Raw genomic sequence first — 17,077 nt, 5'->3', positions numbered from 1 at the left:
GAGCGGGACTCCGACGTAGGGTGCGCTACGCGCACTGACACTACTCGCCGAAGCCAACACTCGCCCGCACACCCTCTCCGCCCCAATCGGCCGGATATACCCCCACCCTCACCAAGCGGTGGAAACACGTAGGGTGTGCTGCGCGCACCGGCACTACTCACCGAAGCCACCACTCTCCCGCACACCCTCGCCGCCCCAATCGGCCGGATACATCCCCGCTCTCACCAAGCGGTGGAAACTCGACCAGGGCCAGTCCAGCACACGCCTCACGAGCCCATGTCGCACCGGATTGAAATGCAGATAATCCATATGGCGCTGGTAGTCCTCATCGTCACGAATGCAATGCTCCCAGAAACGCCGCTGCCACAAGCCGGACTCCCGACGCAGCCGCCGGCTGAGAGTGACTGCAGCAGGCGTCACGAGCTGCTGCGAAGTCAGGCGTTTGATCAGCGACCAACGCACACTGAAATTTGCATCGCCTGGCGGTAGACGCCAGATGCAGTGCAAATGGTCGGGCAGCAATACCCAGCCTTCAATGCAAAAGGGATAACGCAGACGAACCTGTTCGATGGCCTGGCGCAGCGCGGCACGCGATGTGGCCTCGGTCAGGATGGGACGGCGCTGATGGGTGACCAGCGTGAAGAAGTAGCTCGCACCAGCTTCCCGAGCACGGCGATATTGGGACATTCCCTGTCTCCTGAATCGTTACGCATGCATGCAGCATAGACGCTGGTGCGCGCAGCGCACCCTACGTGGAGCCCGAAATGCCGGCGTAGGGTGCGCCGTGCGCACCGCGCACTACTGGATCTAGACGCGGAAGCGGCTGACCAGGGACTGCAAATGACCGCCCAGGCGGGCCAGTTCGGCGCTGGAGGCGGCGGTCTCTTCGCTGGCGCTGGCGGTCTGCTCGGAGATGTCGCGCACGCTGATCACACTGCGGCTGATTTCTTCGGCCACGGCGCTCTGCTCTTCGGCGGCGGCGGCGATCTGCTGGTTCATCGACTGGATGTTGGAGACTGCCTGGGTGATGCTGGCCAGGGAGGTGCCGGCCTTGCGGCTCAGCTCGACACTGCTGTCGGTGATGTCGCGGCTGGCGCGCATCGCCGCCGCCACCTGCTGGGTGCCACTCTGCAAACCGGCGATCAGCGCTTCGATTTCCTCGGTGGATTTCTGCGTGCGCTGGGCCAGGCCACGCACTTCGTCGGCGACCACCGCGAAGCCACGGCCGGCCTCACCGGCCCGCGCCGCTTCGATGGCGGCGTTGAGCGCCAGCAGGTTGGTCTGTTCGGCCACGGACTTGATCACGTCCATCACGCTGCCGATCTTGTCGCTTTCCTGTTGCAACCCGGTCATGGCCTCGGAGGAACGCCCCACTTCGGCGGCCAGACGCTCGATCTGCGCGATCACCTGCGCTACCACCCGATCCCCCTGACGCGCTTCGCCATCGGCGGCCGTGGCGGCGTGGGAAGCCTGCTCGGCGTTTTGCGCCACTTCCTGCACCGTGGCCGACATTTCGTGCATGGCGGTAGCCACCTGATCGGTTTCCTGACGCTGATGGTTGGCACCGGCGCTGGTCTGCTCGGTCACGGCCGATAGTTGCTCGGCGGCGCTGGCAATCTGCGCCACGCCATCACGGATGCCGCTGATCAGTTCACGCAGGGTGCCGGCCATCTGCGCGATGCCTTGCTGCAGCCGGCCCAGCTCGTCGCGGCGGGTGACGCGCGGCGCATCGGTCAGATCGCCGTCGGCAATGCGCTGCACGGCGCCCAGGGTGTCTTGCAGCGGACGGGTGATCTGGCGAGTGATCAGCCAGGCCGCCAGCACGCCGATAAGCAACGCCAGAAGCACGGCAACGATCTGCCAGGTGCGCGCCTGCTGGCTCTCGATGCCCAGGCGCTCGATCTGGAACTGGTACAGGGTATCGCTGATACGCACGATCTCGGCCTGTTGCGCGGTCATTTCCTGACGGGTACGGGCGATGTCCTGGGTCGCTTGCTTGAGTGCCAGCATGGCCTGCTCGTAGCTGCCCAGCAACGCGTCGATACGGCTGGCGACATCACCCTGGGCAGCGAAGGCCTCACGCAGGCTAGCCAGGCTGTTACGCGCGGCGGCCAGGCGGCCAGCCAGGGCCTGTTCGGTTTGAGTGTCGGCCATGTTGTCGTAGCGCTCGAGCAGGTAACGCACGCTGAGCAGCTCGTTCTGCGTCAGGTTCAGCGCCTGCAATTGGTTGAAACGTTGGTCATCGTATGACGGCAGTTGCACAACGCCACGCAGCAGCCCCGCCATCAGCTCGTTCAGTTGCTGGGCCTCGTTGGCCACGCGCAGACGAGCCTCACCGGCTGCGGCGTAGGCGGCGCGCATGCCGGCCAGGGACTTCTGATAGGCCTGGTTGTAGCCGTCCTGTTCCTTGAGCAACTTGACGTTGACCGGATTGACGAAGGTGGCCATCAGCTTCCTCTGCTGCTGCAGGTAGATGTCCAGACTGCCGAGCAGGCGCTCGGTGCTGGCGGCATCGCCCTTGGCCAGCATCAGTTGCAGACGCGCTATGCGCAGGGTGGTGAGGGTGTTGTTGAGATGAGCGATCTCGCTCATCCAGGTGCTGCGCTGAATGACGCTGCCGAGGCTGGTCCAGGCGACCCAGGCCAGAGCCAGGGTGAGTGCCAGTACCAGGCCGAAGCCAAGCGCGAGCTTGCGGGTGACGTTGAGGTTCGCGAACCAGGCGTGCATGAAGAATCTCCAACCTTGAGCAAGGCAATATAGGTATTAAGGTTTAGCTGGAGACTTGTTCTTCTTGGAACCAGCAATAGGGTCTGGCGACGGTGAGCAAAGCGCCGAGATACTAAGGTGCTGCTGACGCAAAGCCGATGACACGAGACACAAGCAAGTGTGACGTAGCCGACAGAATGCGCAGCCAAGTTGTAAGGGCTGGTGTCAGCCGCTCAGCAGAGAGGCAGGCCTGGCGACGCGAGGTCGTCAGGCCCGTGAAGCACGGTCAGAGCTGGAAGCGACTGACCAGGGTTTGCAGATGGTTGCCCAGACGCGCGAGTTCCACCGAGCTGGCTGCGGTTTCCTCGCTGGCCGCCGCAGTCTGCTCAGACACGTCACGCACGTTGAGCACGCTGCGACCGATTTCCTCGGCTACCGCCCCCTGCTGCTCGGCAGCAGCGGCGATCTGCTGATTCATCGACTGGATATTGGCCACCTTCTGATTGATCACCTCCAGCGCATCGCCGGCCTGGCGCGCCAGGGCAACGCTATCGTCGGTCAGGCTGCGGCTTTCCTGCAGGACGCCGGCGACCTGATCGGTGCCACGCTGCAGAGCCGCGATCAGGCTTTCGATTTCCTCGGTGGACTGCTGGGTACGCCGGGCCAGGTTACGCACCTCATCGGCGACGACGGCGAAACCCCGTCCGGCCTCACCGGCACGCGCCGCTTCGATGGCGGCGTTGAGCGCCAGCAGGTTGGTCTGGTCGGCAACCGCCTTGATCACGTCCATCACGCTGCCGATCTTGTCGCTCTCCTGCTGCAAACTGCTCATGGCATCGGTGGAGCGAGTCATTTCCCCAGCCAAGGCTTCGATGCGGGCAACCACGTCACTGACGATGCGGTCACCCTGGCGCGCCTCGCCATCGGCATCCACGGCAGCCTGCGAAGCCTCGGCGGCATTGCGCGCCACCTCCTGCACGGTGGCGGACATTTCCTGCATGGCCGTGGCCACCTGATCCGTCTCCAGCTTCTGATTGTTGACCCCGGCACTGGTCTGCTCGGTCACTGCCGAAAGCTGCTCGGCCGCACTGGCGATCTGGCTGACGCCGTCGCGAATCCCCCCGATCAACTCACGCAAGGTATTGCCCATGCGCTGTACACCCTGCTGCAACGCACCGATCTCGTCACGTCGGGAGGTCGAAGGTATTGCGCTGAGGTCACCTGCGGCAATGCGCTCGACCACTTTCAGGGTATGGCCCAGCGGCTGGGTGATCTGACGGGTAATGATCCAGGCCGAACAGGCCCCCAGCAGCAGCGCCAGGACGGTGGTGAGCAGTTCGGCCAGCTCGGCCGAGGCGATATCGGCGTCACGCAGTGCGATCTGCCCGTCGATCATCTTCTGGCTCAAGGAGGTGATCTCCTGGCCCTGTTGCCCGATCTCTTCGCGCGCCTGGATGATCGCCGAGTTGAGCTGCTGGAAAGTCTTCACAGCTTCCTGGTAAGCGCTGGAGCCAACCACCAGGGCGCGGGTCTGCGCAGCCATGTCACTGCCCATCGCCTGTTGCAGGTTGGCCAAGCTTTGCTGCGTGCGCTCGTACTGGCGCAGCACCGCTGCTTCGGTGTCGGCATTGGGGTTAGCGGTGTAGCCACGCACCTCGTAGCGCATCAGTTGCCAGCCCTCACGGGCGTCACGCAGGGCACGATAACGTGACGGATATTGCGGGTCGCTCTCCGGCATACGCGCCACGGCCGTTTCTACCTCATCGAGCTGGGCAAAAGCTTCCTTGGCCAGGCGCCCCATCTCACCACGTGCGGCAGCCGATTGCCGGTAAGCTTCACGCATCTTGGTCAGGCTGGCCTGGTAAAGATCTAGCTGGGTTCGCTGCGCCTCGAACAGCCGTACGTTTTCCGGCCGGGTAAAGTTGACGCGCACAGCCTGATGGGCTTGCAGGTATTCATCCAGGGCTTTTTGAAAGGCCTCGCCCAGCGCCTCGTTGCCGTTACTGATCTCGTAGCTCAGGCGTTTGACCCGCAGGTCGTCGAGGCGGTTATCGAGCTGGGTGATATCGGTCAAGCGCTCGCCACGCTCCACCAGTTGCCGCATGCCGTTCCAGGCAACGACAGCCAGTATCAGGGTCAGGGCCAGCACCAGACCGAAGCCGATGGCCAGTTTCAGGGTTACGCTGAGGTTGCCGAACCATTTGTTCATGAAGTTCTCCGGCATGAGATACAGGAATACGCAAACGCTGGAGAGTTGTTCTTATGGCCAGCACAGAGACTCGGCACAGTTTAGACAGCGAAGGCGCGGCGACAATATCATGACGCCAGCTTTTAATCATTCATTCATCTATATCACCCGCCAGACGGCACGCAGACCCATCACCCCCACGCGCCACCTCTGCTAGGCTTGCCGCCCCAACGCCTGCCTGGATCACCCCATATGCGCGCTCTGATCGCCTTCAGCCGCTTCGTCGGTAATACCTTCGCCCTCTGGGTGTTGCTGTTCGCCGTTCTGGCCTTCCTGCAACCGGCCTGGTTCCTGCCCGTCACCACCTGGATCGTGCCGCTGCTGGGCTTGATCATGTTCGGCATGGGCCTGACCCTCAAGGCCGAGGATTTCCGTGACGTGCTGCTTCGGCCCCAGGCCGTGCTGCTCGGCGTGCTGGCGCAGTTCACCATCATGCCGCTGACGGCCTGGCTGCTGTGCCAGCTCTTCGGCCTGCCGACAGAAATCGCCGTCGGGGTGATCCTGGTCGGTTGCTGCCCAGGCGGCACCGCCTCCAATGTCATCACCTGGTTCGCCCGTGGCGACCTGGCCCTGTCGGTGGCGATCACTTCGGTGACCACCCTGCTCGCCCCGCTGGTGACGCCAGCGCTGATCTGGCTGCTGGCCTCGCAATGGCTGCCGGTGTCGTTCAGCGCGATGTTCGTTTCGATACTCAAGATGGTGCTGCTACCCATCGTGCTCGGCCTGGTGGTGCAGCGCCTGCTCGGTACGCGAGTGAAGACGGCAGTGCAGGTATTGCCGCTGATTTCCGTGGTGAGCATCGTCGCCATCGTCGCGGCAGTGGTAGCGGCCAGCCAGGGCAAGATCGCCGAATCCGGCCTGCTGATCATGGCGGTGGTGGTGCTGCACAACGCCATCGGCCTGACCCTGGGCTATCTGGCCGGACGCCTGTTCGGCATGCCGCTGGCGCAGCGCAAGACGCTGTCGATCGAGGTCGGCATGCAGAACTCCGGCCTCGGCGCCGCCTTGGCCAGCGCCCATTTCAGCCCACTGGCAGCGGTACCCAGTGCGCTGTTCAGCGTCTGGCACAACCTGTCCGGTGCGCTGCTGGCAACGCTCTATCGCCGGTTGGGTGCGCAAAAGCGCGTCGACTGAAAAGCTGGTGCGCGCAGCGCACCCTACGAAGCGTAGGGTGTGCCGCGCGCACCGTCATCAGCGCCAGTCGCTCCGTAGCGCAGCCACACGTGCCTGCAGCACCTCACGGCTGGCCTGTTCGGGGGCGATGGCCTCGCCCGCCACCAGGGTCACTCGCGACCACAGGCGCCTGAACAAGCCCTTGTTCGGGTCGTAGCTGAAGAAGCTGCCCCACAGGCCCTGCAAGGCCATGGGAATCACCGGCACCGGATTCTCTTCGAGAATGCGCTGCACCCCACCCTTGAATTCGTCGATCTCGCCGTCGCGGGTCAGCTTGCCCTCGGGGAAGATACACACCAGCTCACCGTTGCGCAGGTATTCGGCGATCTTCTTGAACGCCGCGTCGTAGATCAGTAGATCCTCGTTGCGTCCGGCGATCGGCACGGCGCCAGCGGTGCGGAAGACGAAGTTGAGCACCGGCAGGTCGTAGATCTTGTAGTACATGACGAAGCGTACCGGGCGGCGAATGGCGCCACCGATCAGCAAGGCATCGACGAAGGAAACGTGGTTGCACACCAGCACCGCCGCCCCCTCTTCGGGAATGGCCTGCAGCCCCTTGTGCTCGACGCGATACATCGAGTGCCCCAGCAGCCAGATGAGAAAGCGCATGCTGAATTCGGGGACGACCTTGAAGATGTAACTGCTGACCGCAACGTTCATCAGCGAGGCCACCAGGAACAATTGCGGGATGCTCAGCCCGGCGACACCAAGGAAAAGGATCGCGACGATGGCCGAGACCACCATGAACAAGGCATTGAGGATGTTGTTGGCAGCGATCACCCGCGCCCGCTCGTATTCGACGGTGCGCGATTGGATCAACGCATACAAGGGCACGATATAGAAGCCGCCGAACAGACCTATGCCGAGAATGCAGCCGAGAATCCACCAGGCCTGGCCATGACCGAGCAGCGCCAGCCAATCGTGCGGTGCGGCGCCCTCGGGAAAGCCACCGGAAAACCACCACAGCAGAATGCCGAAGACGGTCAGGCCGATGGAGCCGAACGGCACCAGACCGATCTCCACCTTGTGCCCACTCATGCGCTCGCAGAGCATCGAACCCAGGCCTATCCCTAGCGAGAACACGGTGAGGATCAGCGTCACCACGCTCTCGTCACCGTGCAGCCACTCCTTGGAGTAGGCGGGAATCTGCGTCAGGTAGATGGCACCGAGAAACCAGAACCAGGAGTTGCCCACCAGCGAGCGCGACACGGCCGGCCGCTGGCCGAGGCCCAGCTTCATGGTCACCCAGGATTGGCGCAGGATGTTCCAGTCCAGCTTGAGCGTGGGCATGGCCGCTGCCGCACGCGGAATGCCGCAACTGGCCAGATAACCCAGCGCCGCCACACTCACCACCGAAGCGGCGACGATGGCGGCATAACTGCTGCTGGCCATCATGATGCCCGCGCCGATGGTGCCGGCGAGAATGGCCAGGAAGGTGCCCATTTCCACCAGGGCGTTACCGCCGACCAACTCCTTCTCCTGCAGATGCTGCGGCAGGATCGAATACTTGACCGGGCCGAACAAGGCTGACTGCGTGCCCATGGCGAACAGTACCACCAACATCAGCGGCAGATTGTTCAGCAGCACACCTGCGGCACCGGCGAGCATGATGAAGATCTCGGCCAACTTGATCTTGCGGATCAGGGCGTCCTTGGCGAACTTCTCACCAAACTGCCCGCCAAGCGCGGAAAACAGAAAGAACGGCAGGATGAACAGCAAGGCGCAGAGATTGACCAGCACATCACGGTCGGCGCCCGTATTGAGCTTGAAGAGGATGGCGAGAATCAGCGACTGCTTGTAGATGTTGTCGTTGAAGGCGCCGAGCAATTGCGTCACGAAAAACGGCAGAAACCGTCTCTTGCCGAGCAGGGCGAATTGCGATTGTTGGGTCATCGTCCATGGTCCTCGCGGGGTCGGGTTTGCCCGCACGAGCATTTGACTGAAATCGCCGCCAGAAAGCCACAGGCAATGCCCTGCAAACACCTCCCCCCATACAGTCGCGACAAGCCTCCTGCCCTCTCTCGCCGCCACTGCGGCACAGTCACGGAAATTTAAAAAGAGCGCAATCAAGCAATAACAAAACAAGTAACGCACAACTTTAGAGCAAGAAAAAGAACCACGAAACATAATGAAGCACGACCAGTGCCGACTTGATGACGCCAAAAAAACACCAAAAAACACGCAAACTATTTTTTGACGCTGGAAATAACACAAATTATAAGTTATTGTTTTTATTGAATTTTTTAAAAAATTCAAACTTAAATTAAAAAAACCACAACAAGCTAACTTTGAGTGCTTGAAATAAAAAAAAAGCCACCCTAGTATCCGCGCTAATTGCATAAAGCCATCAAACAGAACGGCAGAGATTGCGCGATAGCACATGCGCAGTCAGGGCGTATTTGTGCCTGGAATAAGTGCAGAAGATTTAGCCAACAACTTAGTATTGAGGGATGGAGTGATGAGAATCAGTATCTTTGGACTGGGTTATGTTGGAGCAGTCTGCGCAGGTTGCCTGTCGGCGCGCGGCCATGAAGTGATCGGTGTCGATGTCTCGCAAACCAAGATCGATCTGATCAATCAGGGCAAATCCCCGATCGTCGAGCCGGGCCTTGCCGAACTGCTCGAAGCGGGCGTCAACGCTGGCCTGCTGCGCGGCACCACCGATGTCGGCGCGGCCGTACTGGCCAGTGACCTGTCCTTCATAGCCGTAGGTACGCCGAGCAAACGCAACGGCGACCTGGATCTCGGCTATATGGAGTCGGTGTGCAAGCAGATCGGTGTGGCGCTGCGCGACAAGCACGAGCGCCATACCGTGGTGGTGCGCAGCACGGTACTGCCGGGCACGGTGAAGAACGTGGTGATTCCGCTGATCGAAAGGGAGTCCGGCAAGAAAGCCGGCGTCGACTTCGGCGTGGCCACCAACCCCGAGTTCCTCCGTGAAAGCACGGCGATCAAGGATTACGACTTTCCGGCCATGACCGTCATCGGCGAGCTGGACAAGCAATCCGGCGATCTGCTGCAGGAACTGTACAGCGAACTGGACGCGCCGATCATCCGCAAGACCATCGAAGTCGCGGAAATGATCAAGTACACCTGCAACGTCTGGCACGCCACCAAGGTCAGCTTCGCCAACGAGATTGGCAACATTGCCAAGGCCTGCGGCGTCGACGGCCGCGAGGTGATGGACGTGGTCTGCCAGGATCACAAGCTCAACCTGTCGCGCTACTACCTGCGCCCTGGTTACGCCTTCGGCGGCTCCTGCCTGCCCAAGGACGTACGCGCCCTCACCTACCGCGCCGGGCAACTGGATGTCGAGCATCCGTTGCTGGCTTCGATCATGCCGAGCAACCGTGCCCAGGTGCAGCGCGCCTACGACATCGTCGCCACCTATGACAAGCGCCGCGTCGGCCTGCTGGGCCTGAGCTTCAAGGCCGGCACCGACGACCTGCGCGAAAGCCCGCTGGTTGAGCTGGCGGAAATGCTCATCGGCAAGGGCTTCGAGCTGCGCATCTATGACAGCAACGTCGAGTATGCCCGGGTCTTCGGCGCCAACAAGGAATACATCGAATCCAAGATCCCACATGTCTCCTCGCTGCTGTGCAAGGAGCTGGAGGAAGTGGTCGAGGCCTCCGACGTGCTGATCCTCGGCAACAACGAACCACGTTTCGCTGAAGTCCTGCAGAACCTGAGCAGCGACAAGCAGGTGGTCGATCTGGTCGGGTTCATGGAGCACAGCACTCAGGCGAACAGGGAAGGCATCTGCTGGTAAGCGCACAGCCCGAATGGCAGCGGCATGTGCACGCTGCCACGGGACAGGTCGAGGCCAATGGCCTTTGCACTGCCAATAGGTTGCCAATCGGTGTTTGTCCAGGAGTGACGAAATGATCCCTCTGATCTTGTCCGGCGGTAGCGGCTCGCGGCTCTGGCCGCTGTCGCGCAAGCTTTACCCGAAACAGTTCCTGCCCCTGACCGGCTCGGCCACCATGCTGCAGCAGACCCTGCAGCGCCTGGCCCCGGAAGGCATGCACAAGCCCATCGTGGTGTGCAACGAGGAGCACCGTTTCATCGTCAATGAACAACTCGCCGCCATCGGCTGCGAGGCGCACAGCATCCTGCTCGAGCCCTTCGGCCGCAACACCGCGCCAGCCGTGGCCATTGCCGCCATGCATCTGCTTGCCAGCGGCCGCGACGAACTGCTGCTGGTGCTGCCTGCCGACCATGTGATCGAAGACCGCGCAGTGTTCCACCAGGCGCTCGAGGTGGCTCGCAAGGCTGCCGAACAAGGCGAGATGGTGCTGTTCGGCGTACCTGCCGAACGCGCCGAAACCGGTTACGGCTACATCAAGACCAGCCCCATGGGCGACGAGCTTCCCGACGGTGTGCTGCCGGTGGAGCGCTTCGTCGAGAAGCCCGACCTGGCCACGGCGCAGAGCTTCGTGGCGCAGGGCGATTACTTCTGGAACAGCGGCATGTTCCTGTTCCGTTGCAGCCGTTATCTGGAGGAACTGCAACGGCACGACCCGGATATCTACGACACCTGCCAGTTGGCGCTGAGCCGCAGCAAGAGCGATCTGCAGTTCATCCGCATAGACCCCAGCTCCTTCGCCTGCTGCCCGGACAACTCCATCGACTACGCGGTGATGGAGAAGACCGAGCGCGCCTGCGTGGTACCACTGGCCGCCGGCTGGAGCGATGTCGGCTCCTGGTCGGCCCTGTGGGACGTGCGCAACAAGGACGCCAATGGCAACAGTCTGTCGGGTGACGTGCTGGTGCATGACAGCCACGACTGCCTGGCCCACAGCCAGAGCAAGCTGGTCACCCTGGTCGGCCTGCAGGACGTGGTGGTGGTGGAAACCAAGGACGCGGTGATGGTCGCGCAAAAGGATCGCGTGCAGGACGTCAAGCAACTGGTCAACGCCATGACCCGCGAAGGCCGCAGCGAGGCGCTCAACCACTGCCAGGTCTATCGCCCATGGGGCAGCTACGACTCCATCGACAACGGCAATCGCTTCCAGGTCAAGCGCATCGTGGTCAAGCCCGGCGCGCAGCTTTCGCTGCAGAAGCACCACCACCGTGCCGAGCACTGGATCGTGGTCTCCGGCACCGCGCGGGTGACCTGCGACGACAAGACCTTCCTGCTCTGGGAAAACCAGTCCACCTACATTCCCATCGCCGCCGTACACCGCCTCGCCAACCCCGGAAAGATCCCCCTGGAGATCATCGAGGTGCAGTCCGGCGGTTATCTCGGCGAGGACGACATCGAGCGCTTCGAGGACGTCTACGGGCGCAGCGACAACGTACTCAGCTAGCCAGGAAAGCGCTTGCTGCCGTTTCGCCGGCAGCAGCGTTCATCAATGAAGGAAGCACGTCAAATGCAAAGATCCTTTGCAGACAGGTTGAACAAGTTCTTGGGCTGGGCCTGCCTCATCGCCCTGATCCTGCTCGCCTCGGAAATGATCGATCCCGCCTACCTCGATCCGTCGCATCAGAAGTTCATCTTCCTGATCGGCGTACTGGGCATGTGGCGCTATGGCAATGCCGTGATGCATTACCTGCGCGGCATGTACTTCCTGCACTGGCGCTTCCCGCGTATCCGCAAGGCGGTCGACCGTATGGGCGCGGCGGCTCTGCCGGAGCACCTGTTCATGGTGGTCACCAGTTTCCGCATTCCCACGCAGACCACCTACCAGGTCTACCAGTCGGTCTTCCAGGAGGTGCAGCGCCTGCCCGTGCCCTGCACGGTGATCGCCTCGATCGTGGAAAAGAGCGACGAGCACTTCATCAAGGACATCATGCGCCAGGAAGTGCGCGAACGTGACGACATCAAGCTGGTCATCGTGCGGGCCCGCGGCACTGGCAAGCGAGACGGCCTGGCCCACGCCTTCCGCGCCCTGTCACGGCGCATGCCGCTGGAGAACTCGGTGGTCGGCGTGGTCGACGGCGACACCCTGATGCTGCCGGGTTGCGTCGAGCGCGCGGTGAGCCTGTTCGCCTACCTGCCCAGCGTCGGCGGCATCACCACCAACGAGTTCTGCGAGGTCAAAGGCAGCCGCCTGATGCGCGAATGGCACACCCTGCGCTTCGTCCAGCGGCACATCAACATGTGTTCGATGGCGCTTTCCAAGCGCGTGCTGACCATGACCGGGCGCCTGTCGTTCTTTCGCGCCAGCGTGATGACCGACCCTACGTTCATTCAGGACGTGGAAGCCGATTTCCTCGATCACTGGCGCCTAGGGCGTTTCCAGTTCCTCACTGGCGACGACAAGTCCTCCTGGTTCAGCCTGATGCGCGCCGGCTGGGACACCTTCTACGTGCCCGACAGCCACACCCTGACCATCGAGCACCCGCCCAGCAGCAGCTTCCTCCAGGCCACCCGGCAACTGATGTACCGCTGGTACGGCAACTCGCTACGGCAGAACTTCCGCACCACTCGGCTGCTGGGCTTCGGTCGCCTGGGGCTGTTCACCATGTACGTCTTGTACGACCAGCGCGTGTCCATGTGGACCTGCCTGATGGGGCTGAGCGCCTCGCTGGTGGCCGGCCTGCTGTTCGGCATCCAGTACCTGCTGCTGTACCTCTTCTGGGTGCTGCTGTCGCGCTCGCTGGTAACGCTGCTGTTCGTCTTCAGCAAGCACCCGGTCGACCCGCTCTACCCCTTCGTTCTCTATTACAACCAGATCATGGGTTCGTTGATGAAGGTGTACGCCATGTTCCACATGAACCAGCAGAGCTGGACGCGACAGAAAACCACGCTCAGCAATGGCAGCGTCGCTTTCGATGCGGCCCTCAACCGATGGACCTCGAAGGGCATGTTGTTCTCCTCGATCGCCATCTTTTTCGGGGTCATTTCGATCCTGCTCGAACTCACGCAACACTAAGCAAAGGCGCGAAGACCATGAGTAGCACTGTCTTACCCGGAAACATCGTTCACGAGGCGATCGACGAGCGTCAGTTCGTTCGCGCCAAGATTCCTGCCCGTGTCACCCTCGAGGGGAACGGGATCAAGGGCCTGGAATGCGAAATACTGGATCTGTCCCTGGGCGGTATCGGCCTGTCGCTGGCACAGCCCATGACCATCGGCAGCCTGTTCAATGCCTCGATCAAGCTGAAGCTGAACAAGATCGACCTGAACATCGAGACCAAGCTGAAGATCGTCTCCCAGCGCAACCATGAGGTGGGCGCCGAATTCGTCGACCTGGATCGGCAGAAGAGCGACATCCTGCGCTACATCATCTCGTCCTACATGTCCGGTGACATCGCCGATATCAACGGCCTGTTCAACGTGATGCAGCGCGAGAACTATATCAAGGAACGCAAGCACAAGACCGCCGAATCACGCACCTTCGGCGAGCGTCTGCGGGCTCTGTTCGGCTCGCTGCTGTTCCTCGCCGTCGGCCTCGCGGCCCTCGCGCTCATCGTTTACAAGAGTTATCTGCTGTTCTTCCACATGCAGGCGGCGCAGGCCGTGGTCGGCGCCAACGCCTACATCGTCAGCATGCCGGAAAACGGCAACCTCAAGTACCTGATCGCCCCCGGACAAACGGAAGTCAGCGTCGGTCAGCCACTGGCCAGCGTTTCCACCCAGCTGGCCAGCAGCCTGACCAGCCCGGCGGACATCGCCGCCCTGGCCAACCTCTCGGAACAGGACAGTGCCGCCCTGCTCGGCCGCGTGACCGTGGAAACGGTGATCGCCAGCCCCTGCAACTGCAGCCTGTACTACCCCAAACCGCGTCAGGACGGCTTCGCCTACAAGCAGGACGCGCTGGTACACCTGTTGCCGCTGGATCAACCACTGGACGTCAAGGCCAGCATTCCCTTCGCGCAGATGAACAAGCTCGAGCGCGTGCGTGGCGTCGAGATGCGCGTGCTGGGTAGCGATCAGGTCTTCACCGGCGAGATCGTCGGCAGCCGCGTGGACGAACAGCAGCAGATGGTCGAGCTGACCATCAAGCCGGATCAGGCACTGCCGCGCAACGACTACCAGTTGCCTGTCGCGGTCGACTTCAGGCTCGGCCTGCCCACACACTGGACATTCTGAGGTCGCCATGTCGCTCAGATTCATCCTTTGCACGAGCGCCCTGACCCTGGCGCTCAGCGGCGCGGCACAGGCCGAGCGTAGCCTCGATCAGGTGCGCTACGCGCTGTTCCAGGACAACCAGGCGGCGGTCGAGGACGACCTGCGCCTGCTGTCGCAGCGCGGTGATCTGGCAGCCGCCCGCCTGCTCGGCGAAGTGCTGGCCAGCCGCAGCCCAGCCAATACCGCGCAAGCCATCGCGCTGTTCAAGCAGGCCTTCGCCGATGGCCGTGGCGATATCGGCGCGCTGATCCCCCTGGCGCGCCTGGTGGACTACAAGCCGCGCTGGCGTGAGGCCAACCGCGACTTCATGCGCCAGGCCCTGACGCAGTTCGCCACCGGGCGCGACTTCATCAGCGTGGATACGCGCCTGGAAGTCTTCCTGGTCTACCCGGAGCTGTTCGACCAGGCCGAGACGATGCGCCTGATCGAGCTGTATGACCGCGCCTGCCTGATCTATTGCCACGCCCCGCTGTACCGGGCGGTAGCCGCGACGCGCTATGGCGAGCGCGCCGAGGCCGAGAAATGGTTCGAGCTGGCGGTGGAAAGCGACCCACGCGCGGTGAACCGTTATTACGCCTTTCTCGGTGCAAAGCGCAACGAACTGTTCCGTGCCTTCGCCATACGCCTGGCAGAGCGCATGAACAGCCTGCCGGTGGATCTGGTGCAGAGCATCGCCCAGCAACTGACCGCAGTGCGCAACGCCGAGATCGGCGCCTATAACAACAACCGCCCGCTGACCCGCGCGCAGACCGACGAAGAAAAAGCCGAGCGCGAGCGCAAAGCCCAGGCGCAAGCCAGCCTGATCGAACAGATCGACCGTGAAGTGCTGCAGTGGCTGGACAACGCCATCGCCCGTGACTTCGGCCCGGCCATGCTGAGCAAGGCCTACTTCCTGATGACCGCGCCGGATCGCTATGGCCCGGAGCCGGTGGTCGAGCTGATCCAGCGCCTGGAACAACGCCAGGGGCAGAACCTCAGCCTGAGCATGGCCGAGCGCCAGGATCCGATCACCCCGCAGCGCATCAAGGCCCTGCGCGCCAGCCTGCACATGGTGGTCTGGCGCACGCTCGACCCACAGCTGAGCCAACGCCTGATCGCCGAGCTGCAAGCCGAGCACTACCCCGAGGCCACGCTGCTCGAAGGCGACATGTACAGCCAGGGCGTGCTGGACGAGCCTGACCAGCAACACGCCATCGCGCTGTACATGAAGGAAGTCCAGAGCGGCTCGCTCAACGCCCTGATGCGCATTGCCCGCCTGTACAGCTACGGCCGTTCCATCTGCCGCGACGACATCAAGGCTTACACCTTCGCCTACGCCGCCCAGGAACTGGGTGATCAACGCGCCCTGTCGCTGGTGGAAGCGCTGGGCTCCAGGCTCACCCCCGAACAGCGCGCCGCCGCCACCCGTGAAGGCAACCGTCTCATCGAGGAATCCATCCTGTGATCCGCACCCATGTCTTGCGTCATGCCGCCCTGCTGCTCGCCTGCCTGCCCCTCACTCTGGTGCAGGCCGAGGAACCTGACGAACCAGTGGCAGAGCCCAGCAACCTGTCACCCGAACTCGAGCCCGTCACCTCGTTGCTGACGCAAAAGCTCTTTCTGCGCAGCGGCTATGGCCCGGACGAAACGCGTCTGGGCGAAGATCGTCGGGCCTTCTTCAGCCTGCGCTACGAACCCTCGTACCGCTGGTATTCCCCCGAGCAACGCTGGGCCAAGTGGGAAGCCTTCGGCCGCCTGTGGCTCAACTACGACACCGATCCCAACGCCCTGCAGACCATCGAGGGCGACAACGACGACCTGTCGCGGCGGCGCCACGCCTACAGTGAGGCACGCGAGTTCTACGTGCGGCGCAACCTGCTCGGCGACGATCCACGCTTCTCCGCCACCTTCGGCCGCCAGCGCTTCACCGACCGCTTCGGCATCTGGTGGGACGACAGCATCGAAGCCCTGCGCCTGGACTACAACGACAGCTTCGCCAATGGCTTCGTCGCCGTCGCCGAAAAGTTCTACTACTACAACTCGGACGACAATCGCCTCGACCCGCGTGACAAGAACATCCGCTACCTGATGGCCGAGTATGCCTGGCGCTGGTATGCCGACCACTGGGTCGGGGTGCGCCTGCTGCACGAGGACGACCACTCCGGTAGCGCCATCGATGACCGCCAGGATTTCGATGGCCTGCGCTATGGCCTGTTCCTGCGTGGCGATACCCGCCAGTTGACCTCGCTGATCAGCGATTACCAACTGGAGTTGGTGCGCCTCGACGGCAATCAGGAAATCACCCAGCGCAACGGCCTGCGTGATCGCAGCGACAAAGAGGGCTGGGCGCTGGTCGGCGATATCGGCAAACGCTTCGAGGATCTGCCCTGGACGCCACGTGTCGGCCTCACCGCTGGCCTCACCGACCGCCCGGACGACAGCGGCAACGATGGCTTCAGCCTCAACCGCATCCAGTCGGATCGGCGCAACGACCCGTTCAGCTACAGCAGCCGCCTGATCAGCAACCTGGTCAGCGTCAACCTTAGCAACCTGGCGTTCTATGGCGTGACCCTGGAAACCCAGCCCACCGACCGCAGCCAACTGGACATCCGCCTGAGCGACCTGCGCCTGCGCAACGCCTCCGCGCAACTGCCGCTGCGCACCACCAACGAAGGCACCGTGCGCGACAGCGGCTCGTCCACCCACCTGGGTCAGGTGCTGGACATCACCCATTACTGGCGCATGTTCCCGCTGGCCTATGAAGGCAAGCGCATCCAGCTCAACAACCTGACCAGCCTGAGTTACTTCCGCGCCGGCAGCGCCCTGGAAATCGGTGACGACTACCAGCTGACGCTGGGTATCACCCTGACGTACTGACCGAGAGTAGTGCCAGC

General features: G+C 62.5%; 11 protein-coding genes and 2 pseudogenes. 7 read left to right on the top strand and 6 right to left on the bottom strand.

The genetic code is table 11. The features are described 5' to 3' along the window. Positions 1 to 153: 153 nt before the first annotated feature. The 5 genes and pseudogenes from OU800_RS07030 to OU800_RS24235 form a co-directional block, all read right to left on the bottom strand. A complete protein-coding gene (locus tag OU800_RS07030; RefSeq protein WP_268182334.1) occupies positions 154 to 687 on the bottom strand; it encodes an REP-associated tyrosine transposase in 534 nt (177 codons plus the stop codon). Between the two features lie 120 nt (positions 688 to 807). Further along, the gene (locus OU800_RS24250; RefSeq protein WP_442964766.1) at positions 808 to 1,512 is read right to left on the bottom strand and encodes a methyl-accepting chemotaxis protein; all 705 of its coding nucleotides are present in this window, start codon (positions 1,510 to 1,512) and stop codon (positions 808 to 810) included. 198 nt (positions 1,513 to 1,710) lie between these two features. Beyond that, positions 1,711 to 2,592 (bottom strand): annotated as a pseudogene (locus OU800_RS24245) (methyl-accepting chemotaxis protein); the annotation flags it as partial. 400 nt (positions 2,593 to 2,992) lie between these two features. Beyond that, complete coding sequence (locus OU800_RS24240; RefSeq protein WP_442964765.1) at positions 2,993 to 3,697, bottom strand: methyl-accepting chemotaxis protein; 705 nt, start codon at positions 3,695 to 3,697, stop codon at positions 2,993 to 2,995. Positions 3,698 to 3,895: 198 nt separating this feature from the next. Further along, a pseudogene (locus tag OU800_RS24235) lies at positions 3,896 to 4,810 on the bottom strand (methyl-accepting chemotaxis protein); the annotation flags it as partial. A 336-nt stretch (positions 4,811 to 5,146) separates the two neighbouring features. Here OU800_RS24235 and OU800_RS07015 point away from each other — a divergent pair. Then, positions 5,147 to 6,088 (top strand): bile acid:sodium symporter family protein, encoded by a 942-nt coding sequence (locus tag OU800_RS07015; protein ID WP_268182325.1) that lies wholly within the window; start codon positions 5,147 to 5,149, stop codon positions 6,086 to 6,088. Between the two features lie 57 nt (positions 6,089 to 6,145). On the opposite strand, the gene OU800_RS07010 is transcribed toward OU800_RS07015, so the two are convergent. Further along, on the bottom strand, positions 6,146 to 8,020 hold the full coding sequence (locus OU800_RS07010; protein WP_268182324.1) for an MFS transporter: 1,875 nt from the start codon (positions 8,018 to 8,020) through the stop codon (positions 6,146 to 6,148). A 565-nt stretch (positions 8,021 to 8,585) separates the two neighbouring features. On the opposite strand from OU800_RS07010, the gene OU800_RS07005 reads away from it, so the two are divergent. From OU800_RS07005 to OU800_RS06980, 6 genes are all read left to right on the top strand, one after another. Continuing rightward, positions 8,586 to 9,896, top strand: a complete 1,311-nt coding sequence (locus OU800_RS07005; protein WP_268182321.1) for a nucleotide sugar dehydrogenase — start codon at positions 8,586 to 8,588, stop codon at positions 9,894 to 9,896. Positions 9,897 to 10,008: 112 nt separating this feature from the next. After that, complete coding sequence (locus tag OU800_RS07000) at positions 10,009 to 11,436, top strand: mannose-1-phosphate guanylyltransferase/mannose-6-phosphate isomerase (RefSeq protein WP_268182317.1); 1,428 nt, start codon at positions 10,009 to 10,011, stop codon at positions 11,434 to 11,436. 63 nt (positions 11,437 to 11,499) lie between these two features. After that, the gene (locus tag OU800_RS06995) at positions 11,500 to 13,005 is read left to right on the top strand and encodes a glycosyltransferase family 2 protein (protein ID WP_268182316.1); all 1,506 of its coding nucleotides are present in this window, start codon (positions 11,500 to 11,502) and stop codon (positions 13,003 to 13,005) included. A 17-nt stretch (positions 13,006 to 13,022) separates the two neighbouring features. Next, complete coding sequence (locus tag OU800_RS06990; RefSeq protein WP_268182315.1) at positions 13,023 to 14,165, top strand: PilZ domain-containing protein; 1,143 nt, start codon at positions 13,023 to 13,025, stop codon at positions 14,163 to 14,165. Between the two features lie 7 nt (positions 14,166 to 14,172). Continuing rightward, on the top strand, positions 14,173 to 15,648 hold the full coding sequence (locus tag OU800_RS06985) for a sel1 repeat family protein (protein WP_268182312.1): 1,476 nt from the start codon (positions 14,173 to 14,175) through the stop codon (positions 15,646 to 15,648). After that, complete coding sequence (locus OU800_RS06980) at positions 15,645 to 17,060, top strand: alginate export family protein (RefSeq protein WP_268182311.1); 1,416 nt, start codon at positions 15,645 to 15,647, stop codon at positions 17,058 to 17,060. The genes OU800_RS06985 and OU800_RS06980 overlap by 4 nt, the downstream gene beginning before the upstream one ends. The last annotated feature ends 17 nt before the right edge of the window (positions 17,061 to 17,077 follow it).

It is taken from the genome of Pseudomonas sp. GOM7 (genome assembly GCF_026723825.1).
Classification (GTDB): Bacteria; Pseudomonadota; Gammaproteobacteria; order Pseudomonadales; family Pseudomonadaceae; genus Aquipseudomonas.
The sequence above is the reverse complement of the archived record's forward strand: the minus strand, read 5'-3'. Positions and strand labels throughout refer to the sequence as shown.